The following is a 23,086-nucleotide window of genomic DNA, read 5'->3' as shown; positions in this document are numbered from 1 at the left end:
CATGACCTGTAGAGTCCTGCCACCGGCAAATTGTTCAGCCCTGTCCTGGTCCGGATCAGTTGAGAACGATAATAGTCAGCCCTCGCATTGGCCGCGAATCAAGCTTCGCTATCGTCGTCATAGAGCGCGCCGCGGATTTCCGGCAGACCGAAAAACGCCCGAGCGCAGGCTGTCGTGGTCCGCGCCAGATCAGCCAGGCTTTCGCCGCGATGCAGTGCCACTTCGCGCAGGACTTCAGTAAGGAAGGCCGGCTCGTTGCGGCCGCTCTTGGGCTTGGGCCGCAAGGTGCGCGGCAGCAGGTACGGCGCATCGCTCTCGAGCATCAACCGCGCGGCAGGAATGCTGCCCACCAGCGGATGCAGATGGGTGCCGCGACGCTCGTCGCAGATCCAGCCGGTGATGCCGATGTGCAGGTCCAGGTCCAGATAACCGAACAGCGCCTGGCGCTCGCCGGTAAAGCAGTGCACTACGGCGGCCGGCAGGTGGTCACGGTAATCCTTGAGAATGTCCAGCAGGCGCTGGTGGGCGTCGCGCTCGTGGAGGAATACCGGCAGCTGCAACTCCACGGCCAGGGCCAGATGTTCCTGCAGCACCTTTTCCTGCTGCGGACGCGGCGAGAAATCCCGATTGAAATCCAGGCCGCATTCACCCACGGCCTTCACCTGCGGCAGGCGCAGCAGGTCGCGCAGACGTGCGGCGCTGTCGCCGTTCCATTCGCTGGCGCTGTGTGGATGAATGCCCGCAGTGCTGAACAGCCGCTCGCCCGACTCATCCCACCGCTGGCACAGTTGCAGCGCCTGTTCGCTGCCCTCGACGCTGGTCCCGGTGAGCACCAACTGACAGATGCCCGCCGCGTAGGCCCTCTGCAGAACGGCCTCGTGCTTTTGCGCGAAGCTGTCGTTGGTAAGGTTGACGCCGATATCGATGAGTTGCATGGTGCTACCTCGAAGCAGGAGGCGAAAAGCATACCAGAGCTTGGCGATTGGCAAGAAAACCAAGAACTTCAAAAGGTTATGGCGGTCCTTGAGGGGCTGCTCAGGACGTTGCCGGGGAACCATGGGCCTTAGATCACTGATTGTCATGCTCTGCCTGGCCCTTGGGCTGCCCTCGGCGGCGGCCGCTCGTCCGGCGGGGCCACCGCTGGCGGCGCACCCGGCAAAGGTCCGCGACCTGGCGCAGATCCAGTCGAGCAAGGTATTGCGCGTGCTGGTCAACCAGAGCCGCAACAGCTCGGGTCAGGTTCGCGGCCAGGCCATCGGCGTCGAGTACCACCGCCTGCAGGCTTTTCAAAGTTATCTCAATGCTCACGCCGGCAAAGGCCAGGCGCTGCAGCTCAAGATCATCCCGCGCGCCAAGGAGCAACTGCTCGGCGCCCTGCAGCGCGGCGAAGGCGACCTGGTCGCGCCTGGCGAGTTGATGGGGTCGCATCCCGCCAGCAAGATTGCTGCCAGCGAAGCGGTGGTCGCCAATGTCCCCTTCGTGCTGGTCGGTAGCAAAGGCGGGCGGCGTTACGTACGCGTCGAACAATTGGCCGGCAAGACCCTGGCCCTGCCCAACGGCAGCGCAGCGGGCGCCGCTGTCGAACGCTGGAACCAGAAGCTGGCATTGCGCAAGCTGGCGCCCATCGATATCGAATGGGTCGACCCCAGTCTGGCCGCCGAAGACGTACTGGAGACGGTTCAGGCCGGGATCTACCCGCTGACCGTGGTCGAACTGCCCATCGCCGAACGCTGGGCCAAGGTCATGCCGCGGCTGCGCGTGGACCGTCGTGTGGTGCTCAGCGCGCCGGGTTCGGTCAACTGGTACGTGCGCCGCGACGCACCGCAGCTGGGCGCCAGCGTCGATCGCTTCCTGGCCTCGTACAAGGCGCCGCGCGATCAGGACGCCGCTTTCGTCAAGGTCTACCGCGGCCTGTACAAGGTTCACTATCCACTGGCCCGCGGCGACCGCCAGCGCCTCGAAACGCTGCGCCCGGTACTCCAGCGGCACGCCCGCGAACAGCACATGGACTGGCTCAACCTTGCAGCGCTGGCCTTCAAGGAGTCCAAGCTCGATCCGGCCGCCCGCGGTGGTGGCGGCGCGACCGGCCTGCTGCAGATCACCCCCTCGGCGGCGCGGCGGGTGGGCGTGGGCAACATCCAGAACCTCGACAACAACGTGCAGGCCGGGGCCAAATACCTGGCGATGATCCGCCGCAAGTTCTTCTCCAGCAACAAGCTCAACGAACGTGAACGCATGGCCTTCACCCTGGCCGCATACAACATGGGCCCCGAACGTGTACAGGCGATGCGCAAGGAGGCGCGCCGCCGCGGCCTCAACCCCGATCAATGGTTTTTCCAGACCGAACGCATCGCCATGGAGCAGATGGGAATGGCCTCGGTGAGCTACGTCAACAGTGTGAACAAGTACTACCTGGCATTCGCCCGCGAACGCGACTCACTGGAGCCCGGCGCCCGCAAGCTGGCGTCTGCTCGCTGAACGCCCGGCGTACTGGCAGGGCAGGGCGTTTGCTGTAGGCTACGGCTTTGAGCCTGGCTGGAGACCGTGTTGGCAACGAACATCATTACCCGTGAAGGGCACGAGGCATTGAGGGCCGAACTCGATCATCTGTGGCGCGTCTATCGTCCGGAGATTACGCAGAAGGTCGCCTGGGCAGCATCGCTGGGCGATCGCAGTGAGAACGCCGACTACCAGTACAACAAGAAACTGCTGCGCGAGATCGATCGCCGGGTGCGCTACCTGCGCAAGCGCCTGGAAGACGTCAAGGTCGTCGATTATTCGCCCGAACAGGAAGGGCGGGTATTCTTCGGTGCCTGGGTCGAGATCGAGAACGATGACGGCGCGCGCAAGACATTCCGCATCGTTGGCTATGACGAGATCTATGGCCGCAATGACTATATCTCCATCGACTCACCCATGGCCCGTGCCCTGCTGAAGAAGCAGGAGGGCGACGACATCGTCGTGCAGATCCCCGATGGCGAAGCGCTCTGGTACGTAAACCAGATTTCCTACAAACCTGCCTGAATCCGGTGCGCATCCGTCGCAAGCCCTGCGAGTCAGGCGGTTGACTCGTGCCTGCCCGTTCACTAGGATTACCGCTCATGCGCCGATTTAGACAGCTACTTGCGGGGCGCCTGGGGGTTTTCACGAGCCCTCGAAATACCGCTAAAGCGCTGGTTCGGTGATGCCTCCCACCGCTGCCCAGCTCTCCCACATGAAGCGGTCGAGGCTGAGAACACCATCATGAACTGTCCCCGTCCCATCGTTTGCCTCGCGCCGATCCCGGCCAGCCCATCCCTGCGCAATCCCCGTATCCTGCTGGTTGGCCAGCATCAGCCGAACCTGCTGCGCAGCCTCGATGGCTGGCCGCGTCGCCGTGGCAAGCCCGGCGCGTTCGTGGCGCGTTTCATCGACCAGCACAGCGCCTTGAAGAGCCTGCCCGACAACAGCTTCGAACTGGCCGTGATTCAGGCACCGTCGGCCCGCGACGCCCACGAAGTGATTGCCCATGCCGTGCGCATCGCCCGGCAGGGGCTCATCACCCTGCGCTGAGTCGCCCGCGGCGTTTCAGCCTTCCCTGAGCACCTGCAACGGGCTTGCGTTGAGGGCTCGACGAGTGCCGAACACCCCGGCCCCACCTACCAGCAGCGCGCCGATCAGCGGCAGGCAGAGCAGCCATGGGTGCGGCGTCCAGACCAGATCGAAGGCGTAGCGATACAGCACAAAGCTGATCAATTCGCTGCCCAACGCCGCCAGCACCCCACTGGCGGCGCCCAGCAGCCCGAACTCGATGCGCCGCGCCTTGACCAGCAGCTTGCGCTCGGCACCTAGCGCACGAAGCAGCGCTCCTTGGCGGATGCGCTCTTCGAGCGTGGCCTGCAGCCCGGAAAACAACACCGCCATGCCTGCTGCCAGCACGAACAGCAACACGTACTCCACCGCCAGGGTGACCTGGGCGAGGATGCTGCGCAGCTGTTCCAGCAGCGCCTCGACCCCCAGAATGGTGGCCGCTGGGAAGGCTCTGGACAGTTCGACCACCTGTGAATCATGGCCGGGCGCAATATAGAAGCTGGTCAGGTAGGTGGTTGGCAGGTCGTCGAACGTGCCGGGCTGGAAGATCATGAAGAAGTTGGGCTGGAAGTTGTTCCAGTCTACCGTGCGCAGGCTGGTCACCACGGCATCGCGGTTGGAGCCGCCGATATTGAACGTCAGACGGTCGCCAAGCTTGAGATTCAGGCTTTGCGCCACCCCTTCTTCGACCGATACACCCGGTACGTCAGCGCGCTGGGCCGCATTCCACCATTGCCCGGCGGTGATCCGGTTGCCATTGGGCAGGTGCTCGGACCAGGTCAGGCTCAGGTCTCGCTGCACCGCGCGCTCACCGCGTGAATCCTTCTCGACCAGCTCCTGCACCGGCGCATCGTTGATGTCGACCAGGCGGCCGGGCATCACCGGGTACAACGGCGCCGAGCGGGCGCCGGCCTGCTGCAGATGGCCGGCGAAGGCATCGCGCTCGTCCGGCAGGATGTTCAGGGCGAAATAGTTCGGCGCGTCCTTGGGTAGCTGGTTCTGCCAGTTGTCCAGCAGCTCGCCGCGCAGCAGTGCGATCAGTGTCATTGCCAGCAGAATCAGGCCAAAGGCCAAGGCCTGCCCTGCAGCTGCCAGGGGATGGCGCAGCAGTTGTCCGAGCCCCAGGCGCCACGGCAGGGGGGAACGCGCCAGCAAGCGGCGCAGGCTTTTCAAACCCAGCAACAACAGGCCACCCAGGATCAGCGCTGCCAACAGGCCGCCGGCGAGCAGGGCGAACGTCAGCACCAGGTCCAGGCTCAACCGCCACATGATCAAGCCCAGCGCCAGCAGCGCAGTGCCATACACCAGCCAGGTGCTTGGCGGCACTGGCAGCAAATCACGACGCAATACGCGCAAGGGCGGCACCGCGCCCAAGGCCGCCAGGGGCGGCAGGGCGAAACCGGCCAGCGCCACCAGCCCGGTGCCGATGCCCGCCAGCGCGGGAAACAGCCCTCCGGCCGGTACCACGGCTGGCAGCAGCCCGTGCAGCATCTGGAACAGCACCAGCTGCGCCAGCCAGCCGATCAGCGCGCCGCTCAGGCACGCCAGCAGACCCAGCAGGGCCAGCTGCACGCAGAACATCAGCATCACCTCGCGCCGCGACAGGCCAAGGCAGCGCAGCAGGGCGCTGGCATCGAAACGTCGCGCGGCGAAGCGACTGGCCGACATTGCCACAGCCACGCCAGCCAACAGCACCGCCACCAGGCTCGCCATGTTCAGGTAGCGCTCGGCCTTGCCCAGGGCACCGCCGATCTGCTGGTTGCTGTCCCTGGCATCACGCAGACGCTGGTTGGGTTCGAGCCCCGGCTCCAGCTGCTTCTGATAACTGGCCAACACGTCGGGCGCACCGCGCCAGAGTTCGCGGTAGGTCACCCGGCTGCCCGGTTGCACCACGTTGGTCGCGGCCAGGTCCTGCAGGTTGATCATTACCCGAGGCGTGAGGCTGTAGAAATTGCCGGCACGGTCCGGCTCGTAAGTCAGCACCCGTGCCAGGCGCAAGGTCTTGCTGCCCACATCGAGGGTATCGCCCACTTTCAGGTTCAGCGCGGCCAGCAGCCGTGACTCGGCCCAGGCCTCGCCAGGCCTGGGCCCATCCCCGGCGGTCTCCTCGCCATACGGCTGCGCCGCGCTCTTGAGCTCGCCGCGCAAGGGATAGGCCTCATCGACCGCCTTGACGCTGGACAGCTGGATCCCGCTGTCGGCGGCAATCACGCTGGCGAACTCCACCACCCGCGCATGATCCAGGCCGACGCTGGTGCCTGCATCTATCTGCTCCTGACGCGCCGGGCTGCTGCCCTGCAGGATCAGGTCGGCGCCGAGAAACTCGGTGGCGCGCAACTGCATCGCGCCGTTGAGGCGTGCTCCGAAATAGCCGATTGCGGTACTGGCAGCAACCGCCACCAGCAAGGCGAAGAACAGCACGCGCAGCTCGCCGGAACGCGCATCACGCAACAACTGACGGGCGGCAAGGGCCACCAGTCGCGACATCGGCAGGCCTGCCATCAGGGCTCCAGGGGCGCAACGAGGCGCCCGGCATCAAGACGGATCAGGCGGTGGCAGCGATGCGCCAGGCGTTCGTCGTGGGTGACCAGTACCAAGGTGGTACCGCGTTCCTTGTTGAGCTCGAAAAGCAGGTCGCTGATGCGCTCGCCGGTATGGCTGTCGAGATTGCCGGTAGGTTCGTCGGCGAACAGCACGTCCGGTTCGGCCGCGAACGCGCGGGCGATGGCGACACGCTGTTGTTCGCCGCCCGAGAGCTGGCGCGGCGAGTGGGTCAGACGCTGGCCCAGGCCGACCCGTTCGAGCAACGTGCGCGCATGTTCACGGGCGTCCTTGCGGCCGTCGAGCTCCAGCGGCAGCATCACGTTCTCCAGAGCGTCGAGGCTGTCGAGCAGTTGGAACGACTGGAACACGAAACCGACGTGTTCGGCCCGTACCCGGGCCCGCTGGTCTTCGTCCAGCGTGCTCAGGTCCTGGCCGGCCAGGGTCACGCTGCCCGCGCTGGGCAGGTCGAGGCCGGCGAGCAGGCCTAGCAGGGTAGACTTGCCCGAACCCGATGCGCCGACGATGGCCAGGCTGTCGCCTTTGGCCAATTCCAGCGAGAGTTCGTGCAGAATGGTCAGTTCACCTTCCGCGCTGGTGACCACTTTGCTAAGGTTCCGCGCTGTAAGAATGCTTGCGCCCATGGAGAGTCCCGATGCGAATGTGGTTGATGAGTGCTGGCCTGGGCCTGATGTTGGCCGCCCAGAGTGCAGCGGCAGGTACGGTACTGATCGTTGGCGATAGTATCAGCGCGGCTTTCGGCCTGGATACCCGTGCCGGCTGGGTCGCGCTGCTCGAGCAGCGCCTGGAACAGCAGGGTTTCAGCGACAAGGTGGTCAACGCTTCGATCACTGGCGACACCTCGGCCAATGGCTCGGCGCGGCTGCCCGCGCTGCTTGCAGCGCACAAGCCGGACCTGGTCGTGCTCGAGCTGGGTGGCAACGATGGCCTGCGCGGGATGCCGGTAACGCAATTGCAACAGAATCTTGCGTCGATGATCGAGGTCTCCCGCAAGGCCGGCGCCGAGGTCCTGTTGCTGGGCATGCAGTTGCCGCCCAACTACGGCGCGCGTTACACCCAGTCGTTCGCCCAGGTCTATCACACGCTGGCAGAAGAGAAAAAAGTGGCCTTGGTGCCATTTCTGCTCGAAGGGGTCGGCGGGGTGCCGACACTGATGCAGGCCGACGGTGTGCATCCCACGGCTGGCGCCCAGGGCAAACTGCTGGAAAACGTCTGGCCGACGCTCAAACCCCTGCTTTGACGCTTTTCTGGACGCGGGCTTTCGGCTAATGTGGCGCCCCCTGTTTGGAGCCCCCGATGCCGCGTCCCGCCTGGTCCCTGTTTGCCTATCAATTGATCGAACCCGACGATCAGCTGGACCTGTTCGCCTGCCAGGAAAGTCGTGTGCACCTAGCTGCACGTCAGCTGGAACTCGGTGGTTCGGTGGACCGCACCTTGTGTGGAACCTTGCTCCCGGCCCAGCCGCGCTGGCTGGAAGTGCACAAGCTGATCTTTCGTGACCAGCGGCTGTGCAAACTGTGCCGGGCCATCCTGTTCGCCCAGCGCAAGGGCACACGACCGGTCTGGCCCGAACTGCAGTCGATCCCCTGATCGGCGCCCCGACGGTACCCGTCTACACGCGCCCGGCAACTGCGCGTACAATCGCGGCATTGTCCCGTTCAGTTCGACCAAGGATTTCCTGGATGCCGCCGAGCCTTTCCGCCTTCACCCGCTGCCTGTCGCTGGCCGCCGCATTCGCAGCGGCGCCGGCCATGGCGCTGGAATTCCCGTTGCCACCTGCGGGTGAAGACATCATCGGCCAGGTGCAGACCATCACCGCCAAGTACGAGGACACCTTCGCCGACATCGCGACGGCCAACGACCTCGGCTATCTGGAAATGGTCGCCGCCAACCCTGGCGTCGACCCTTGGCTGCCGGGTGCCGGCACGCAGATTGTCCTGCCGACCCGTTTCATCCTGCCGCCGGGTCCGCGCGAAGGCATCGTCATCAACCTGGCCGAGTACCGCCTCTATTACTACCCCAAGGGTGAGGACGTCGTGCGTACCTATCCGCTGGGGATTGGCCGGGAAGGGTGGGGCTCGCCCATCGCGCACACCAAGATCATCGCCAAGACCCCCAATCCGACCTGGACGCCACCGGCCTCGATCAAGGCCGAGCATGCTGCAGACGGTGATCCGCTGCCCAATGTGGTGCCCGCCGGCCCCGACAACCCGCTGGGGCCTTTCAAGTTCACTCTCGGTCTGCCGGGCTACCTGATTCACGGCTCGAACAAGCAGTTCGGCATCGGCATGCGCACCAGTCATGGCTGCTTCCGCATGTACAACGACAATGTGCTGGAGCTGGCCAGCATGGTGCCGGTGGGCACTGGCGTGCGCATCATGAACGAGTCCTACAAGTTCGGCATGAGCGGCGGCAAGGTGTACCTGGAAGCCCATGCGCAACTGACCGACAAGGGTGATCCGGTGACCCTCGACAGGCACACCGCCGTCATCAATGCGTTGCTCAACCGTCGCGACTTCGCTCCGGACATCAAGATGAACTGGGACGTGGTTCGTGATGTGGTCGCCGCGGAAGACGGCTTGCCGGTTGAAATCGCCGGGGCTGGTGCTCCGATGATCAGCAGCGCACCGGGCAGTCTGCCTGCGCCCTAGTTGGCTGCGGCTGCGCCCATAAAAAAACCGACCCAGTGGGTCGGTTTTTTTACAGCCTCGCAAAAGGCTGTTACTTGCGGCTGGCCTTGTCGAGCATGCGCAGGGCGCGCTCGTTGGCTTCGTCGGCAGTCTGCTGGGCTTTCTGAGCGGCGGTCAGCGCTTCGTCAGCCTTGCGGTAGGCTTCGTCGGCACGGGCTTGCGAGCGTGCAGCGGCGTCTTCGGTAGCGGTCAGGCGAGCTTCGGTTTCTTTGGTTGCGCTGCTGCAACCGGTAGCCAGAACGGCGGCCAGGGCCAGTGCAGAGAATTTCAGAGCATTGTTCATTGTGTTCCCCTTCGAAGGACATTCTTTTAAGTAGCCATTTCTCATGAATGAGAAACTAGCCGCCGTACATACTACTCATTACTTGTAGTAAGTAAACGGACTCTGCGCAAGAGATGAAAAAAAATCCACCCACGCCGCAGAGGCGGAACATAAGCCGAAAATCACGGTCTAGCGCTGGTTGGGCGCGGGCCAGGGAGTGCGCAAGTGCATCGCGTAATTGCCTCATGCATGAACTAAGGACGAGTTTAAATGTCCTGCAGCAGGCCGCGAATGGAGATAACCAGGACGCCGACAATGAGTGCGCAGGAAGACAATCAACTCGCCTGCAAGGTGATGTTGTTTGCTCCCGTCGCAGCCATGACGATTGCGCTTTATGACAAAAACGGCATGGGCCTGCACAACTGTTTCTTCGTTGTACAAAGAGCGGTAAGGTAGAGGTCTAAATCCAAGACCCGCGAGGAAACGCGATGAGCGAGGCGCTTTCGATCCACCACGACCAGGCCGGTCACCAGTTCGAAGTCAATATCGACGGCCATCGTGCCTACCTCACCTACATGGACCTGGGTAAACAGACCCTGGACATCTATCGCACCTTCGTGCCCAACGCCCTGCGCGGGCGGGGCATCGCTGCGGCACTCACCGAGCAGGCTCTGGACTACGCCGAGAGCCATGGCTACACGGTGATTCCGTCGTGCTCCTATGTCGAGCGCTATATGGAACGCCATCAGCGCCGTGCGGCCGAGCTGTAAACAGGCAGGCTGCAACTGCATGCAAAGGCCGGGTAAGCGCAAACTCGACTGACCCGGCGCCTGGGCTCAGCGGCTACGCTTGGGCAACACATCCTTGAGTTTGGCGTGCATGCTGCGCAGGGTCTTCTCGGTGCTGGCCCAGTCGATGCACGCATCGGTGACCGATACGCCGTACTGCAGGTCGCCCAAGTCCTTGGGAATCGACTGACTGCCCCAATTCAAATGGCTTTCCACCATCAGACCGATGATCGACTGGTTGCCTTCCAGGATCTGATTGGCCACGTTCTCCATGACCAGCGGTTGCAGAGCCGGGTCCTTGTTGGAGTTGGCGTGGCTGCAGTCGACCATGATGTTGGCCTTGATGCCTGCTTTTTCCAGCGCCTGCTCGCACACCGCCACGCTGACCGAGTCGTAGTTGGGCTTGCCGTTGCCGCCGCGCAGTACCACGTGGCCGTAGGCATTGCCCTTGGTGGTGACGATGGACACGCCACCTTCCTGATTGATGCCCAGGAACCGATGCGCACTGGACACCGACTGCAACGCATTGATGGCAACGGTCAGGCCGCCGTCTGTACCGTTCTTGAAGCCCACGGCCGAGGACAGGCCCGAAGCCATTTCGCGGTGGGTTTGCGATTCGGTGGTGCGCGCGCCGATGGCCGACCAGCTGATCAGGTCCTGCAGGTACTGCGGCGAAATCGGGTCCAGCGCCTCGGTCGCAGTGGGCAGGCCCATCTCGGCCAGGTCCAGCAGCAGTTTGCGACCGATGTGCAGACCGTCCTGGATCTTGAAAGAGTCATCCAGGTACGGGTCGTTGATCAGGCCTTTCCAGCCGACCGTGGTGCGCGGTTTTTCGAAGTACACGCGCATGACCAGGTACAGGGTGTCCGATACTTCGGCGGCCAGTGCCTTGAGCCGGCGCGCATATTCGTGCGCCGCGTCGATGTCGTGAATCGAGCACGGGCCAATGACCACGAACAGGCGATGGTCACGACCGTCGAGAATATTGCGCACCACTTCCCGGCCAGCGGCCACGGTGGTATGCGCGGCGGCACTGAGCGGGATTTCCCGTTTCAGCTGCGCAGGGGTAATGAGGGTTTCGTTGGAAGCGACGTTAAGGTCGTCGATCGGTAGGTCAGCCATCGTGTTACTCGTCAGGTCACGGGTGCCGGCCGCCAGCGAACCCCGCACGGCGAGGCACAGCATGATTATGAGCGGCGGGGGAGTCGAACCTTAGCGCGTTAGAGCGCATGCAGACAATGGATTTGTGCCATTGCCATGCGCCGACGACCGGTGCGCGGCGGGCGGCACTGCTACGCTCAAGTATGCCTGTCGCATTGGCCACTTCGGAGGTCGCATGATCCGCTCCATGCTCTACGCCACTGACCTGGGGGTATATGCCCCGTTCGTCATGCAGCACGCCGTAGCCCTGGCGCGCAGTTTCAACGCGCAGCTGTATGTCATCCATGCCGTGGAGCCGATGGGTTTGATCGCCGAATCGGTGCTGCAAAGCTACCTCGACGAGTCCGCGCTCGACCGCCTGCACAGCCAGGGGCTCAATACCGTCATGGCCGGGATCGAGGAGAAGGTCCTGCAGAGCCTGCGCAGCGATCTGGGCGACGACGAGCCGGGCCTTGCCTTGATCCGCGCCGTGCGTGTGCGGCAAGGCGATCCAGCCGAAGTCATCCTCGACCAGGCCCAGCGGCTGGCCGTTGACTTGCTGGTATTCGGCAGCCACAGCCACGGTGCCACTGTTGACGTTCCCCTGGGACGCACTGCGGCCCGCGTGCTGCAGCTGTCTCCCGTGCCGGTCTATATGGTGCCCCTGACCGAGCATCGCAGCCGACCCAGAGGATGAGGCTAAGGTTGGTTATTTTTCCTACAAATTTAATAAAAAGTTCTAGATTTATTGTTACAACCTTTAATATAGTTATAACCCGTCGCCGACGACTGGCGGTTTTTCCTGTGTGAGGGATTCATATGAAGCTTCAGCAACTGCGCTACATCTGGGAGGTAGCGCATCATGACCTCAACGTCTCCGCCACGGCGCAAAGCCTGTATACCTCGCAGCCAGGTATCAGCAAGCAGATCCGCCTGCTGGAAGACGAATTGGGTGTTGAAGTCTTCGCACGCAGTGGCAAACACCTGACCCGCGTCACCCCGGCCGGTGAACGCATCATCACCACGGCAGGCGAGATCCTGCGCAAGGTAGAAAGCATCAAGCAGATCGCCCAGGAATTCTCCAACGAGAAAAAGGGCACGCTCTCCATCGCCACCACCCACACCCAGGCCCGTTATGCACTGCCGACGGTGATCAGCAGCTTCATCAAACAGTATCCGGACGTGGCCCTGCACATGCATCAGGGCTCACCGATGCAGATTGCCGAAATGGCCGCCGACGGCACCGTCGACTTCGCCATTGCCACCGAGGGGCTGGATTCGTTCGGCGATCTGATCATGATGCCGTGCTACCGCTGGAACCGCTGCATCGCGGTGCCCCAGGGGCATCCGCTGACCAAGGTACCGAAACTGACGCTCGAGGCACTGGCCGAGTACCCGATCGTCACCTACGTGTTCGGTTTCACCGGTCGCTCCAAGCTCGACGAAGCGTTCTCGCGGCGCGGCCTGGCGCCGAAGGTGGTGTTCACCGCGGCCGATGCCGACGTCATCAAGACCTATGTGCGTCTGGGGTTGGGAGTGGGAATCGTGGCCAAGATGGCGGTCGATCCCAAGCTCGACAACGACCTGGTGGTACTCGACGCCGATCACCTGTTCGAGTCCAGCGTGACCCGCATCGGCTTCCGCCGCGGCACCTTTCTGCGCGGCTTCATGTGCGACTTCATCGAGAAGTTCGCGCCGCACCTCACCCGCGAGGTCATGGCCAAGGCCATCCAGTGCCACAACAAGCAGGAACTGGAAGCCTTGTTCGAAGGCGTCGAGTTACCCGAGCATTGATCGCGCCGCTGCCTCCAGGCTTGCCATGGCCTGGAGGCGCTGCGCGGCTCAGGTCTTGGCGATCAGATTGCCCGCATGCAGCCCGCATTCCTTTTGCGTGGCTTCCTCCCACCACCAGCGCCCCTCGCGCTCGTGCTGGTTGGGCAGTACCGGCCGCGTGCAGGGCTCGCAGCCGATACTGATGAAGCCGCGCTCGTGCAGGCTGTTATAGGGCAGCTCGAGCATGCGGATGTAGCCCCACACCTCTTCGCTGCTCATCTGCGCCAAGGGGTTGAACTTGTACAGCGTACGCTCGGCCGTCGAGAACGCGCCGTCCACTTCCACCGCTGCTACCTGACTACGGGTGCCGGGGCTCTGGTCGCGGCGCTGGCCGGTGGCCCAGGCGCTGACGGTCGAGAGTTTGCGTCGCAGCGGCTCGATCTTGCGGATACCACAGCACTCGCCATGACCATCGCGATAGAAGCTGAACAGTCCCTTCTGCTTGACGAAAGGGTCCAGCAGCGCGTTGTCCGGCGAGACCAGTTCAATGGTGATCTGGTAGTGATCGCGTACCTGCTCGATGAACCGATAGGTTTCCGGGTGCAGGCGGCCGGTGTCCAGGCTGAACACCTTGACGTTCTTGTTCAGCTTCCAGGCCATGTCCACCAGCACCACGTCTTCGGCACCGCTGAAGGAAATCCAGAGGTCGTCGCCGAAGTGGGCGAAGGCGAGCTTGAGAATGTCCTGCGGGGACTTGTTCGCGTAGGTCGTCGCCATGTCGGCGACGTCGAAGGGTTGGCTCATCAGGCGGCTTCCTGGTCAAAGTGGCGCTTGGCGCTCTATGTGGCGCAATGGTAACAAAAAACACCGGGCGACATGATCCGGCTCAGAGCCCCGCGAGGGTGTCCAGCAGCACGCTGACCTTGAAGATCGACTCCTGGTATTCGGCCTGCCACTGCGAGTCGGCCACGATTGCGCCACCGCCCCAGCAGCAGACCTGGCCGTCCTTGACCAGCAGGGTACGGATGGCGATGGAGCTGTCCATCCCACCGCGCACATCCAGGTACAGCAACGAGCCACAGTAGATGGCGCGTTGGGTCGGTTCCACTTCCTCGATGATCTGCATGGCGCGGATCTTCGGCGCGCCGGTGATCGAACCACCGGGGAAGCTGCCGGCAAGCAGATCCAGACAGTCCTTGTCCGCGGCCAACTCGCCGGTCACGGCGCTGACCAGATGGTGAACGTTCGGATAGCTCTCCAGTGCGAACAGTTGCGGTACCCGAACCGAGCCGATCCGGCAGCTCCGGCCCAGGTCGTTGCGCAGCAGGTCGACGATCATCAGGTTCTCCGAGCGGTCCTTGGCACTGGCCAGCAGCTCGCGGCCCTGGCGCGCGTCTTCTTCGCGGTCGAGGCTGCGTGGGCGGGTGCCCTTGATCGGCCGGGTTTCGACATGACCGGCCGTGACCTTGATGAAGCGCTCCGGGGAAAAGCTCAACAAGGCTGCGCCGCCCGCCAGCTGCAGGTAGCCGGAAAACGGTGTGGAGCAGGCAGCGCGTACAGCTTGATAAGCGGTCCACGGGTCGCCCGAGCAGGCGGCACGAAAACGCTGGGTCAGATTGACCTGATAGCAGTCTCCGGCCTGGATATAGGCCTGCACTGTTTCGAACGCCTGTCGGTACTGCTCAGGGGTTCGATCCGGCGTCATCGAGGTGTGCAGCCGGAAGGGCAGTGCTTCGAGAGGAGCCGGTTGGTCGAACAGGTCGATCAGGCGTTGCCGTTCGCGCGGATCCAGCGCGGGGTGGAACATCAATTCGCTGGTCTGTCGGCGATGGTCGCTGATCAACGCCCAGGCGTAGAGGCCCAGGTTGGCGTGCGGCAGGTCGAGGTCATCCTGGTTGGGCGCTGGCAAGGTCTCCAGCCTGCGGCCGAAATCGTAGCTCAGGTAGCCGATCAGTCCTCCGGCGAAGGGCAACTCGCAGCCGTCGGGCAATTGCGCCTGGCCCAAGCCGGCTAGCGCGACACGGGCGCGTTGCAGGTACTGCTGGCCCGACTCACCGGCCTGGACGCCGAGGGTCTGCACCGGCCAGGCGCTGATCAGGTCGAAGCGGCCGCGCTGGGCGATCGGCTGCGCGCTGTCGAGCAGTACCGCGCCAGGCGCGTGGCGAACCGCAGCGAAATAGGGCGCCGGGTCGGCCAGGTAGGGCAGGGCGTGAAGCGAGCAGGTTGGCATGATAGGTCGGTGGCCAGTGACGGGGCTGGGATTGTAATGCACCCGGGCGGCGCGTGTGCGGGTGGTGTGGCGTCCGCGTTCAGGTCACTACGGCGGGCACATGACCGAACAGTGCCTGAACGAAGCGCGTGCGCTCTTCGACGGTTTCCACGATGCCTTCGGCCGCCAGCGCTTCCAGGTGTTTTTCCACGGCCTGCGTGCGCAGGGTCAGGCCGCAGTCGTTGGCAATCTGGATGTTCAGCCCGGGACGGGCGTTGAGCTCCAGGATCAGCGGGCCTTTTTCCTGGTCCAGAACCATGTCGACGCCGATGTAGCCCAGCCCGCACAGCTCGAAGCAACCGGCGGCCAGGCGCATGAAGCCGTCCCAGTTGGGCAGCTGCACGCCGTCCACGGCGTTGGTGGTGTCGGGATGCTTGCTGATGATGTTGTTCAGCCAGGTGCCGCGCAGGGTCACACCCGTGGCCAGGTCGACGCCGACGCCGATGGCGCCCTGATGCAGGTTGGCCTTGCCGCCCGACTGCCGGGTCGGCAAGCGCAGCATGGCCATTACCGGGTAGCCCATCAGCACGATGATGCGGATGTCCGGTACGCCTTCGTAGCTGATGCTCTTGAAGATCTGGTCGGGGATCACCCGGTATTCGATCAGCGCGCGGTCACGGTGCCCGCCCAGCGAATACAGGCCGGTGAGGATGCTGGAAATCTGGTGCTCGATGTCTTCGCGGCTGATGATCTTGCCCGACACGGTGCGAAAACGCTCCTCGAAGCGGTCGGCGACCACCAGGATGCCGTCGCCGCCAGCGCCTTGGGCCGGCTTGACCACGAAGTCGCTGCGCCCGCCGATGATCTCGTCGAGGCGGTCGATCTGCTTTTCCGTGGAAATCACCCCGAACATCTCGGGCACATGGATACCCGCCGCAATGGCGCGCTCCTTGGTGATGATCTTGTCATCGACGATGGGGTACAGGCTGCGCCGGTTGTACTTGAGCACATAGTCGGCATTGCGCCGGTTGATGCCCATGATGCCGCGGGCCTCCAGCGCTTTCCAGGTTTTCCACAGGCCGAACATCAGGAGTCGGCCTGCTTGAGGAAAGCCTTGAAACGCACCAGTTCGGTCAGCCGGTAGCCGCGGTAGCGGCCCATGGCGAGCATGAAACCTACCAGGATCAGCAGGATCGCCGGGAAGGTGAACACGAAGTACACCAGTTCCGGAACGCTCATCAGGATATGCGCCAGGGAGGCGGCGAACAGCGTACCCACCGCGACCTTCAGGGCATGCCCGCTGCCGCGCTCTTCCCAGGTGATCGACAAACGCTCGATGGTCATGGTCAGGATCACCATCGGGAACAGCGCCACCGACAACCCGCGCTCCAGGCCCAGCTTGTGGCTGAACAGGCTGATCGCGGCGATCAGCACCACGACGAAGGTCAGCACCACGGACAGCCTGGGCAGCATCTGCAGCTTCAGGTGTTCCAGGTAGGAGCGCAACGACAGCCCCAGCGCGGTGATCACCGTGAACAGGATGATGCCGAAGCCCAGCTGGGTTTCGCGGAACGCCAGGGCGATCAGCACCGGAGTGAAGGTGCCCAGGGTCTGGATGCCGATCAGGTTGCGCAGGATCAGAATCACCAGCACGCCGATCGGGATCATCACCATGATCATGAAGGTCTGCTGGGTCTGCAGCGGCAGGCCGTACAGGCTGTACTCGAGGAAATCGGCGTCGGTGTTCTCGTCGGTCAGCTTGGCCAGGCGAATGGCGTTCATCTCGCTGTTGTTCATGGTGAAGGTGACGGTTGCCTTGCGTCCGCCCTCGACGCTGACCAGGTTCTCGTCACCTGTCCACCACAGCAGGCGATCCTCGGGCAGGCCCTGCTCGCCGGTATCGGGGTTGAAGTACAGCCAGTCGTTGCCGTTGAAGCTGCGCAGCCACAGTTCCGGCGTCTGCGCCTGGTCGGCGAGCAGGCGCACGGTATGGACCTTTTCCATCGGGACATGGGCGATGGACAGCAGCAGGTCGATGATCCGCGCCTTGTGCAAGGTCGAGGTGTCGCCGGCCAGCAGCAGCTTGACGTTGTCGTCGGCCAGATTGTTGACCCGCTTGATGGTTTCGCCGACGAAGGTTTCGACATCGGCCGAATGCTGGCGAATGGGCGCCAGCAACGCTTCGGCGGCGATCTTTTCCGGGCCTTCCACGGCCAGGCTGTCGCGGAAGATCGGGCCCTTGACCTTGAGTTTTTCGCCGCTGTAACGCTTGGTCAGTACCAGGCGGTAATACAGCGTCTGGTTGCCCGAAGCGCGCCGGGCCGACCAGGTCACCTTGCGATTGCCATCCAGCCGATTGACGCTGACCCCGTAGTTGTTGGAGATGAAGCTCTCGTTGAGGCTCACATAGTCACGGCTCAGGGGCGGCACGAACATCTGCACCTTTACCGGGTCCTTGGCGCTGGCGACGAATTCGACCTTGGCGTCGATGTTCCACAGATCGTCGGTTTCGTCTTCGGTCACCGGAATGCCGAGTACGAGGATCTGATAGGCGGTGATGGCGATGCCCAGCCCCACCAGCGCGGTGATCAGGATCTTCAAGTGCAGGGTTAGAGCGCGCATTGAAATTACTCTGCGAGGGTGGCGACAGTGGCGCAGGCGGGTTTGCCGGCAGCGTGTTTGCGGCTGGGGTCGACCAGCGCATCGAAGCGGGTGAGCGCATCGGAGCCGATCAGCAGCGGGTAGTCGAATGCGGTGCGGTCGGTGAGGTTGACCTCGATGCGGCGCTGGGTATGGCCCATGCACACGTCGAGTTCGATCACCGGACGCTGAGTGTGGGTCTTGCGTTCGCTGGCACTGCATTCGCAGTCGTCGGCGCGTCGCTTGATGGAGCTCACGCGTACCAGCGGCCGTTCGATGGGGTGGGAATGGGCATTGTCGATCGCCAGGTAGAAGCGTACCCAGGGTTGGCCGTTGCGTTTGAAGCGCTTGATGTCACGCGCACTGAGCGAGGCAGTCAATGCACCCGTATCGAGTTTGGCCGCCACGCGCAGGTCGATGTCGGTCAGTTGTGCGTACTCGTTCAGGCCGTAGGTGGTCTTTTCGGCAGCCAGGCCCAGGCCCGGAATGAACGCAATGAATAAAAGGCTGAACAGGCGGGAGAGAGGCTTGAGAGTCATGAATTGAAATTATGAATACCGAATCGGGCACCGCAAAAACGTTTCGCGGGTAACAGGAAGAGAGCACCACATTCTAGCACGGTGCCTTCGTGCCGCCAGCGCAGGCACGGTCGGGCGAGGCCTTGGAGTGCGAATCGACCGTGAAGTTCGAGGCTCGCCCGCTCGGCAGGGGTGGGCGCCACGGGTGCAGGCGCCTATTTGAAGCGCCGTTCGACGCCTTTCTCGACGAGGATCTTGGCGGAGATTTCTTCCACCGAAAAATGCGTCGAGTCAATGTTTGGAATGTTCTCGCGGCGAAACAGGCCTTCCACTTCGCGCACCTCGAATTCGCACTGGGCGAAACTGGCGTAGCGGCTGTTGGGCTTGCGCTCGTGGCGGATCGCGGTGAGCCGATCGGGGTCGATGGTCAGGCCGAACAGCTTGTGCTGATGGGCCTTGAGCGCCGGTGGCAGCTGCAGGCGCTCCATGTCGTCTTCGGTCAGTGGGTAGTTGGCGGCGCGGATGCCGAATTGCATGGCCATGTACAGGCAGGTCGGCGTCTTGCCACAGCGCGACACGCCTACCAGGATGAGGTCGGCCTTGTCGTAGTAGTGGGTTCTGGCGCCGTCGTCGTTGTCCAGCGCGAAATTGACCGCTTCGATGCGTTCCATGTAGTTGGCGTTGTGGGCAATGGAGTGGGACTTGCCTACCGAGTACGAGGAATGTGCGCTGAGCTCCATTTCCAGCGGGGCGAGGAAGGTCGAGAAGATGTCGATCATGAAGCCGTTGGAGGTGGCGAGGATCTCGCGGATGTCCTGGTTGACGATGGTGTCGAAGATGATCGGTCGCACGCCGTCCTTTTCGGCGCAGTTATTGATTTGCTGTACCATGGCCCGAGCCTTGTCCACGCTGTCGATGTAGGGCCGCGTGAACTTGCTGAAGGTAATGTTTTCGAACTGCGCCAGTAGACTTTGCCCCAGCGTTTCGGCGGTAATGCCGGTACCGTCGGAGATGAAGAATGCAGATCGTTTCATTGTGCGCCCCGGCCCGTAGGCAACTGACGATTCTTGGATATGATAGGCCCGATTGATGGCCAGCATTGCCAGGCATTCTCGTTCATTTCCGGGGCTGCGGCCACAGCCCCCCGCGTGCGACGATTCGCGCCGGGCATCCCGAGCTTTTCCAACCCAGTCAGTGGAGAGATCACCTTGGTAGAGTACGTAGTTTCCCTCGATAAGCTTGGCAACAATGATGTGGAACACGTGGGGGGCAAGAATGCATCCCTGGGCGAGATGATCAGCAACCTGGCCGGTGCCGGCGTGTCGGTGCCCGGCGGTTTTGCCACCACCGCCCAGGCCTATCGCGATTTCCTCGACCTCAGCGGGCTCAACGAGCAGATTCACGCAGCCCTCGACGCGCTCGACGTGGACGACGTCAATGCCCTGGCCCGCACCGGTGCGCAGATCCGCCAGTGGGTCATGGAGGCCGAGTTCCCCGAGCGCCTCAACGAAGAGATCCGCGTCGCCTTCGCCGAGCTGTCCAAGGGCAACCCGGACATTGCCGTTGCCGTACGTTCCTCGGCCACTGCCGAAGACCTGCCCGATGCCTCGTTCGCCGGTCAGCAGGAAACCTTCCTCAACATTCGCGGCGTCGAGAACGTCATTCGCGCGGCCAAGGAAGTCTTCGCCTCGCTGTTCAACGACCGCGCCATCGCCTACCGCGTGCACCAGGGCTTCGACCACAAGCTGGTAGCCCTGTCGGCCGGCGTGCAGCGCATGGTGCGTTCGGAAACCGGTACTGCCGGGGTGATGTTCACTTTGGACACCGAGTCCGGGTTCCGTGACGTGGTGTTTATCACCGGCGCCTATGGCTTGGGCGAGACCGTTGTGCAAGGCGCGGTGAACCCCGACGAATTCTATGTGCACAAGCACACCCTGGAAGCCGGTCGTCCGGCGATCCTGCGGCGCAACCTGGGCAGCAAGGCGATCAAGATGGTCTACGGCGACGAAGCCCGCGCCGGACGCTCGGTCAAGGTGGTGGACGTCGACAAGGCCGAGCGCGCACGCTTCTGCCTGACCGATGCGCAGGTCAGCGAGCTGGCCAAGCAGGCAATGATCATCGAGAAGCACTACGGTCGCCCGATGGACATCGAGTGGGCCCAGGACGGCGACGACGGCCAGCTTTACATCGTTCAGGCGCGCCCCGAGACGGTGAAGAGCCGCTCCAGCGCCAACGTGATGGAACGCTACCTGCTCAAGGAAAAGGGCACCGTGCTGGTCGAGGGCCGCGCCATCGGCCAGCGCATCGGCGCCGGCAAGGTACGCATCATTCACGACGTCTCGGAGATGGACAAGGTCCAGGCCGGTGACGTGCTGGTTTCGGACATGACCGACCCGGACTGGGAACCGGTCATGAAGCGCGCCAGCGCCATCGTCACCAACCGCGGCGGACGCACCTGCCACGCGGCGATCATCGCCCGCGAGCTGGGCATTCCGGCAGTGGTGGGCTGCGGCAACGCCACGCAACTGCTCCAGGACGGCCAGGGCGTGACAGTGTCTTGCGCCGAGGGCGATACCGGCTACATCTTCGAGGGCGAACTGGGCTTCGACATCAAGCAGAACTCGGTCGACGCCATGCCCGAGCTGCCGTTCAAGATCATGATGAACGTCGGCAACCCGGATCGCGCCTTCGATTTTGCGCAATTGCCCAATGCCGGCGTCGGCCTGGCGCGCCTGGAATTCATCATCAACCGGATGATCGGCGTGCACCCCAAGGCGCTGCTCAACTACGACACCCTGACCCCGGAAATCAAGGACAGCGTCGACAAGCGTGTGGCCGGCTACAGCGACCCGGTGAATTTCTACGTCGACAAGCTGGTCGAGGGCATCAGCACCCTGGCTGCGGCCTTCTGGCCGAAGAAAGTCATCGTCCGGCTGTCCGACTTCAAGTCCAACGAATACGCCAACCTGATCGGCGGCAAGCTCTACGAACCGGAAGAAGAGAACCCGATGCTGGGCTTCCGCGGGGCGTCGCGCTACATCAGCGAGTCGTTCCGTGACTGCTTCGAGCTCGAATGCCGGGCGATGAAGCGGGTGCGCAACGAAATGGGCCTGACCAACGTCGAGATCATGGTGCCGTTCGTGCGCACCTTGGGCGAAGCGTCGCAGGTGATCGACCTGCTCGCCGAGAATGGCCTGGCCCGCGGCGACAACGGTCTGCGCATCATCATGATGTGCGAGCTGCCGTCCAACGCCATCCTGGCCGACGAGTTCCTGGAGTTCTTCGACGGCTTCTCGATCGGCTCCAACGACCTCACTCAGCTCACCCTCGGCCTGGACCGCGACTCGGGGATCATCGCCCACCTGTTCGACGAACGTAACCCGGCGGTCAAGAAGCTGCTGGCCAACGCCATCCAGGCCTGCAACAAGGCCGGCAAGTACATCGGCATCTGTGGCCAGGGCCCGTCCGATCACCCCGATCTGGCCAAATGGCTGATGGAGCAGGGCATCGAGAGCGTGTCGCTGAACCCGGACTCGGTCCTGGAAACCTGGTTCTTCCTGGCCGAAAAGGAAAGTGCCGTCTAAGCCGTACCACCCCAGACCGGTGTGTCCCTTCCAGCACCCCGGTCTCCTGTACCACCCCAGACCGGTGTGTTCTCTCGAACACCCCAGTCCCCTGTACCACCCCAGACCGGTGTGTTCTCTCGAACACCCCAGTCCCCTGTATCACCCCAGACCGGTGTGTCCTTTCAAACATTCCGGTCCCCTGTAGCAGCGGCGCAAGCCGCGTCGCCCTTGATCTTGCCCTTCACGCACTGATCAATGGGAACGCAGCTTGCGCCCCGGTTACAGTCTCATTCATTCAGACGCAAGTGCCTTATGCAAAGCAGCAGTACCCTTTTTCCCGTCGCGCTGCTCAGTGCCGAGCGTCGCGGCGACCTCAGCGAAGACATCTACCGCATCAAGGCCGCCAACAGCCTCGACCCCAGTGTCGAGCTGGCGTTGACGCGCCTGGGCCTGGCCGACCAGCCGGGTGCTCGCGGGGTGCCGGTGATCCTCCTGCATGGCAGCTTTTCCAACCGGCGCTTCTGGTACTCGCCCAAGGGCATAGGCCTGGGGCCTTGGCTGGCACGTCGCGGGTTCGACGTGTGGATAGCCGAAATGCGCGGCCACGGGCTGTCGCCGCGCAACCAGCACTACGCCAGCAATACCGTGGCCGACTACGCCCGCTACGATCTTCCGGTCATCGGTGCGTTCGTTGCCGAGGTCAGTGCTCAAACACCGCACTGGGTCGGGCATTCGCTCGGCGGCATCACCCTGGCCGCCGCCCTGGGTGGCGGCTATCTGCAAGGTGATCTGGCAGCGTCCGCGGCCTTGTTCGGCGCGCAGGTCAGTCGTCGTCACTGGCAGTTGCGGATTCCTCCGCTGAACTGGGCCGCGCGCCGCCTGCTCAAGCGCTATCCGCACATCTCCGGGGCCCGCCTCAAGCGCGGCCCGGAAGACGAACCGGTAGGCGTTGGCCTCGAATGGATGCGCTGGAAAGGCCTGTTCGGCCGCTTCGGCGATGCCGAGCGGGATTGGTGGCAGGGGCTGGGCGAGGTGAAGCTGCCCATCCTGGCCGTGGCGGCCGTCGGAGACCTGCAGGATCCGAGCTGGGACTGCCGGCAGCTGTTCGAGCAATTCGGCGGGGGCCACAATCAGTTCGTCAACCTGGGCCGTGCTCAAGGTTTCGGCGACGACTTCGACCACGTGCGCATGCTGGTCAGTGCCCAAGCCCAGGCTGAGGTCTGGCCGCTGGTAGGTGCCTGGCTGAGCGACCCCTACCGGCAGCTGCTGCCCGGGGCGACACCGTTGGCGGCGACCTGAGCATGGTCTAGGCTGTGATGGCCGCGCCGCGTCCGGCGCAGGCTTCTGGCTCTTGCAGCCGCCATCCGC

General features: G+C 63.4%; 23 protein-coding genes. 12 read left to right on the top strand and 11 right to left on the bottom strand.

Annotated features, from left to right (window positions below; all coding sequences use genetic code 11):
• Window positions 1-98: 98 nt before the first annotated feature.
• Entirely contained in the window at window positions 99-935 is an 837-nt protein-coding gene (locus IFT57_RS19220) for a TatD family hydrolase (protein WP_122795183.1), read from the bottom strand.
• Between the two features lie 121 nt (window positions 936-1,056).
• Here IFT57_RS19220 and IFT57_RS19215 point away from each other — a divergent pair, with 121 nt between their 5' ends.
• From IFT57_RS19215 to IFT57_RS19205, 3 genes are all read left to right on the top strand, one after another.
• Complete coding sequence (locus IFT57_RS19215) at window positions 1,057-2,478, top strand: transglycosylase SLT domain-containing protein (RefSeq protein ID WP_192152323.1); 1,422 nt, start codon at window positions 1,057-1,059, stop codon at window positions 2,476-2,478.
• Between the two features lie 69 nt (window positions 2,479-2,547).
• Window positions 2,548-3,024 carry a transcription elongation factor GreB gene (greB, locus tag IFT57_RS19210; RefSeq protein WP_122713798.1) on the top strand — a complete coding sequence of 159 codons (477 nt, stop codon included), beginning with the start codon at window positions 2,548-2,550 and terminating at the stop codon, window positions 3,022-3,024.
• A 219-nt stretch (window positions 3,025-3,243) separates the two neighbouring features.
• The gene (locus IFT57_RS19205) at window positions 3,244-3,552 is read left to right on the top strand and encodes a class I SAM-dependent methyltransferase (protein ID WP_122713797.1); all 309 of its coding nucleotides are present in this window, start codon (window positions 3,244-3,246) and stop codon (window positions 3,550-3,552) included.
• Between the two features lie 15 nt (window positions 3,553-3,567).
• Here IFT57_RS19205 and IFT57_RS19200 read toward each other — a convergent pair whose 3' ends face one another.
• Together IFT57_RS19200 and IFT57_RS19195 are read right to left on the bottom strand one after the other, a co-directional pair.
• Window positions 3,568-6,072 (bottom strand): ABC transporter permease, encoded by a 2,505-nt coding sequence (locus tag IFT57_RS19200; protein ID WP_192152322.1) that lies wholly within the window; start codon window positions 6,070-6,072, stop codon window positions 3,568-3,570.
• Window positions 6,072-6,755: an ABC transporter ATP-binding protein gene (locus tag IFT57_RS19195; RefSeq protein WP_122713795.1), complete on the bottom strand. Its 684-nt coding sequence runs from the start codon at window positions 6,753-6,755 to the stop codon at window positions 6,072-6,074. Before IFT57_RS19195 ends, IFT57_RS19200 begins: the two co-directional genes overlap by 1 nt.
• An 11-nt stretch (window positions 6,756-6,766) precedes the next feature.
• Here IFT57_RS19195 and IFT57_RS19190 point away from each other — a divergent pair, with 11 nt between their 5' ends.
• The 3 genes from IFT57_RS19190 to IFT57_RS19180 all read left to right on the top strand — a co-directional run bounded on the left by IFT57_RS19190 (window position 6,767) and on the right by IFT57_RS19180 (window position 8,783).
• Window positions 6,767-7,372: an arylesterase gene (locus IFT57_RS19190; protein ID WP_122476089.1), complete on the top strand. Its 606-nt coding sequence runs from the start codon at window positions 6,767-6,769 to the stop codon at window positions 7,370-7,372.
• A 56-nt stretch (window positions 7,373-7,428) separates the two neighbouring features.
• Window positions 7,429-7,722, top strand: a complete 294-nt coding sequence (locus IFT57_RS19185; RefSeq protein WP_122476088.1) for a hypothetical protein — start codon at window positions 7,429-7,431, stop codon at window positions 7,720-7,722.
• 92 nt (window positions 7,723-7,814) lie between these two features.
• Complete coding sequence (locus IFT57_RS19180; RefSeq protein WP_122794897.1) at window positions 7,815-8,783, top strand: L,D-transpeptidase family protein; 969 nt, start codon at window positions 7,815-7,817, stop codon at window positions 8,781-8,783.
• A 70-nt stretch (window positions 8,784-8,853) separates the two neighbouring features.
• Here the strand turns inward: IFT57_RS19180 and IFT57_RS19175 are convergent, their stop codons facing one another.
• The gene (locus IFT57_RS19175) at window positions 8,854-9,105 is read right to left on the bottom strand and encodes an Lpp/OprI family alanine-zipper lipoprotein (protein WP_122476084.1); all 252 of its coding nucleotides are present in this window, start codon (window positions 9,103-9,105) and stop codon (window positions 8,854-8,856) included.
• A gap of 294 nt (window positions 9,106-9,399) precedes the next feature.
• Between IFT57_RS19175 and IFT57_RS19170 the strand changes: the two genes are divergently transcribed.
• On the top strand, window positions 9,400-9,540 hold the full coding sequence (locus IFT57_RS19170; RefSeq protein WP_192152321.1) for a hypothetical protein: 141 nt from the start codon (window positions 9,400-9,402) through the stop codon (window positions 9,538-9,540).
• Window positions 9,541-9,572: 32 nt separating this feature from the next.
• Window positions 9,573-9,854, top strand: coding sequence for a GNAT family N-acetyltransferase (locus IFT57_RS19165; RefSeq protein ID WP_122794896.1), 282 nt, complete (start codon window positions 9,573-9,575; stop codon window positions 9,852-9,854).
• A gap of 66 nt (window positions 9,855-9,920) precedes the next feature.
• Here IFT57_RS19165 and IFT57_RS19160 read toward each other — a convergent pair whose 3' ends face one another.
• Window positions 9,921-10,994, bottom strand: coding sequence for a 3-deoxy-7-phosphoheptulonate synthase (locus tag IFT57_RS19160; RefSeq protein ID WP_122795182.1), 1,074 nt, complete (start codon window positions 10,992-10,994; stop codon window positions 9,921-9,923).
• Window positions 10,995-11,208: 214 nt separating this feature from the next.
• Between IFT57_RS19160 and IFT57_RS19155 the strand changes: the two genes are divergently transcribed.
• Both IFT57_RS19155 and cysB read left to right on the top strand, forming a co-directional pair.
• The gene (locus IFT57_RS19155) at window positions 11,209-11,709 is read left to right on the top strand and encodes a universal stress protein (RefSeq protein WP_122713791.1); all 501 of its coding nucleotides are present in this window, start codon (window positions 11,209-11,211) and stop codon (window positions 11,707-11,709) included.
• Between the two features lie 122 nt (window positions 11,710-11,831).
• Complete coding sequence (gene cysB, locus IFT57_RS19150; protein WP_049858894.1) at window positions 11,832-12,806, top strand: HTH-type transcriptional regulator CysB; 975 nt, start codon at window positions 11,832-11,834, stop codon at window positions 12,804-12,806.
• Window positions 12,807-12,854: 48 nt separating this feature from the next.
• Here cysB and IFT57_RS19145 read toward each other — a convergent pair whose 3' ends face one another.
• The 6 genes from IFT57_RS19145 to ppsR form a co-directional block, all read right to left on the bottom strand.
• On the bottom strand, window positions 12,855-13,589 hold the full coding sequence (locus IFT57_RS19145; RefSeq protein WP_122713790.1) for a phosphoadenylyl-sulfate reductase: 735 nt from the start codon (window positions 13,587-13,589) through the stop codon (window positions 12,855-12,857).
• Between the two features lie 82 nt (window positions 13,590-13,671).
• On the bottom strand, window positions 13,672-15,015 hold the full coding sequence (pabB, locus tag IFT57_RS19140; RefSeq protein ID WP_192152320.1) for an aminodeoxychorismate synthase component I: 1,344 nt from the start codon (window positions 15,013-15,015) through the stop codon (window positions 13,672-13,674).
• A gap of 79 nt (window positions 15,016-15,094) precedes the next feature.
• The gene (locus IFT57_RS19135) at window positions 15,095-16,081 is read right to left on the bottom strand and encodes an alpha-L-glutamate ligase-like protein (RefSeq protein ID WP_122794892.1); all 987 of its coding nucleotides are present in this window, start codon (window positions 16,079-16,081) and stop codon (window positions 15,095-15,097) included.
• A complete protein-coding gene (gene rloB / locus IFT57_RS19130; protein ID WP_122794891.1) occupies window positions 16,081-17,616 on the bottom strand; it encodes an osmotic stress tolerance membrane protein RloB in 1,536 nt (511 codons plus the stop codon). Before rloB ends, IFT57_RS19135 begins: the two co-directional genes overlap by 1 nt.
• A gap of 5 nt (window positions 17,617-17,621) precedes the next feature.
• Window positions 17,622-18,173 carry a retropepsin-like aspartic peptidase RloA gene (gene rloA, locus IFT57_RS19125; RefSeq protein WP_122794890.1) on the bottom strand — a complete coding sequence of 184 codons (552 nt, stop codon included), beginning with the start codon at window positions 18,171-18,173 and terminating at the stop codon, window positions 17,622-17,624.
• Between the two features lie 194 nt (window positions 18,174-18,367).
• Complete coding sequence (gene ppsR, locus IFT57_RS19120; RefSeq protein WP_122713785.1) at window positions 18,368-19,186, bottom strand: posphoenolpyruvate synthetase regulatory kinase/phosphorylase PpsR; 819 nt, start codon at window positions 19,184-19,186, stop codon at window positions 18,368-18,370.
• Window positions 19,187-19,360: 174 nt separating this feature from the next.
• On the opposite strand from ppsR, the gene ppsA reads away from it, so the two are divergent.
• A complete protein-coding gene (gene ppsA, locus IFT57_RS19115) occupies window positions 19,361-21,736 on the top strand; it encodes a phosphoenolpyruvate synthase (protein WP_192152419.1) in 2,376 nt (791 codons plus the stop codon).
• Window positions 21,737-22,030: 294 nt separating this feature from the next.
• Complete coding sequence (locus IFT57_RS19110; protein ID WP_192152319.1) at window positions 22,031-23,017, top strand: alpha/beta fold hydrolase; 987 nt, start codon at window positions 22,031-22,033, stop codon at window positions 23,015-23,017.
• The last annotated feature ends 69 nt before the right edge of the window (window positions 23,018-23,086 follow it).

Origin of the sequence: Pseudomonas sp. CFBP 13719 (genome assembly GCF_014842095.1) — a bacterium.
GTDB lineage: Bacteria > Pseudomonadota > Gammaproteobacteria > Pseudomonadales > Pseudomonadaceae > Aquipseudomonas.
Note: the sequence above shows the minus strand (reverse complement) of the source record. Positions and strands in the feature narration are given on the sequence as shown.

What these genes read in the sequence shown, in the direction of transcription:
- pabB (WP_192152320.1), bottom strand. Translation starts at nt 15,015, where the DNA reads ATGCCAACCTGCTCGCTTCACGCCCTGCCCTACCTGGCCGACCCGGCG.
- IFT57_RS19155 (WP_122713791.1), top strand. Translation starts at nt 11,209, where the DNA reads ATGATCCGCTCCATGCTCTACGCCACTGACCTGGGGGTATATGCCCCG.
- IFT57_RS19190 (WP_122476089.1), top strand. Translation starts at nt 6,767, where the DNA reads ATGCGAATGTGGTTGATGAGTGCTGGCCTGGGCCTGATGTTGGCCGCC.
- rloA (WP_122794890.1), bottom strand. Translation starts at nt 18,173, where the DNA reads ATGACTCTCAAGCCTCTCTCCCGCCTGTTCAGCCTTTTATTCATTGCG.
- IFT57_RS19180 (WP_122794897.1), top strand. Translation starts at nt 7,815, where the DNA reads ATGCCGCCGAGCCTTTCCGCCTTCACCCGCTGCCTGTCGCTGGCCGCC.
- IFT57_RS19175 (WP_122476084.1), bottom strand. Translation starts at nt 9,105, where the DNA reads ATGAACAATGCTCTGAAATTCTCTGCACTGGCCCTGGCCGCCGTTCTG.
- IFT57_RS19185 (WP_122476088.1), top strand. Translation starts at nt 7,429, where the DNA reads ATGCCGCGTCCCGCCTGGTCCCTGTTTGCCTATCAATTGATCGAACCC.
- IFT57_RS19145 (WP_122713790.1), bottom strand. Translation starts at nt 13,589, where the DNA reads ATGAGCCAACCCTTCGACGTCGCCGACATGGCGACGACCTACGCGAAC.
- IFT57_RS19220 (WP_122795183.1), bottom strand. Translation starts at nt 935, where the DNA reads ATGCAACTCATCGATATCGGCGTCAACCTTACCAACGACAGCTTCGCG.
- IFT57_RS19200 (WP_192152322.1), bottom strand. Translation starts at nt 6,072, where the DNA reads ATGGCAGGCCTGCCGATGTCGCGACTGGTGGCCCTTGCCGCCCGTCAG.
- cysB (WP_049858894.1), top strand. Translation starts at nt 11,832, where the DNA reads ATGAAGCTTCAGCAACTGCGCTACATCTGGGAGGTAGCGCATCATGAC.
- IFT57_RS19215 (WP_192152323.1), top strand. Translation starts at nt 1,057, where the DNA reads ATGGGCCTTAGATCACTGATTGTCATGCTCTGCCTGGCCCTTGGGCTG.
- IFT57_RS19135 (WP_122794892.1), bottom strand. Translation starts at nt 16,081, where the DNA reads ATGTTCGGCCTGTGGAAAACCTGGAAAGCGCTGGAGGCCCGCGGCATC.
- IFT57_RS19165 (WP_122794896.1), top strand. Translation starts at nt 9,573, where the DNA reads ATGAGCGAGGCGCTTTCGATCCACCACGACCAGGCCGGTCACCAGTTC.
- ppsR (WP_122713785.1), bottom strand. Translation starts at nt 19,186, where the DNA reads ATGAAACGATCTGCATTCTTCATCTCCGACGGTACCGGCATTACCGCC.
- IFT57_RS19110 (WP_192152319.1), top strand. Translation starts at nt 22,031, where the DNA reads ATGCAAAGCAGCAGTACCCTTTTTCCCGTCGCGCTGCTCAGTGCCGAG.
- IFT57_RS19170 (WP_192152321.1), top strand. Translation starts at nt 9,400, where the DNA reads ATGAGTGCGCAGGAAGACAATCAACTCGCCTGCAAGGTGATGTTGTTT.
- IFT57_RS19160 (WP_122795182.1), bottom strand. Translation starts at nt 10,994, where the DNA reads ATGGCTGACCTACCGATCGACGACCTTAACGTCGCTTCCAACGAAACC.
- rloB (WP_122794891.1), bottom strand. Translation starts at nt 17,616, where the DNA reads ATGCGCGCTCTAACCCTGCACTTGAAGATCCTGATCACCGCGCTGGTG.
- IFT57_RS19195 (WP_122713795.1), bottom strand. Translation starts at nt 6,755, where the DNA reads ATGGGCGCAAGCATTCTTACAGCGCGGAACCTTAGCAAAGTGGTCACC.
- IFT57_RS19205 (WP_122713797.1), top strand. Translation starts at nt 3,244, where the DNA reads ATGAACTGTCCCCGTCCCATCGTTTGCCTCGCGCCGATCCCGGCCAGC.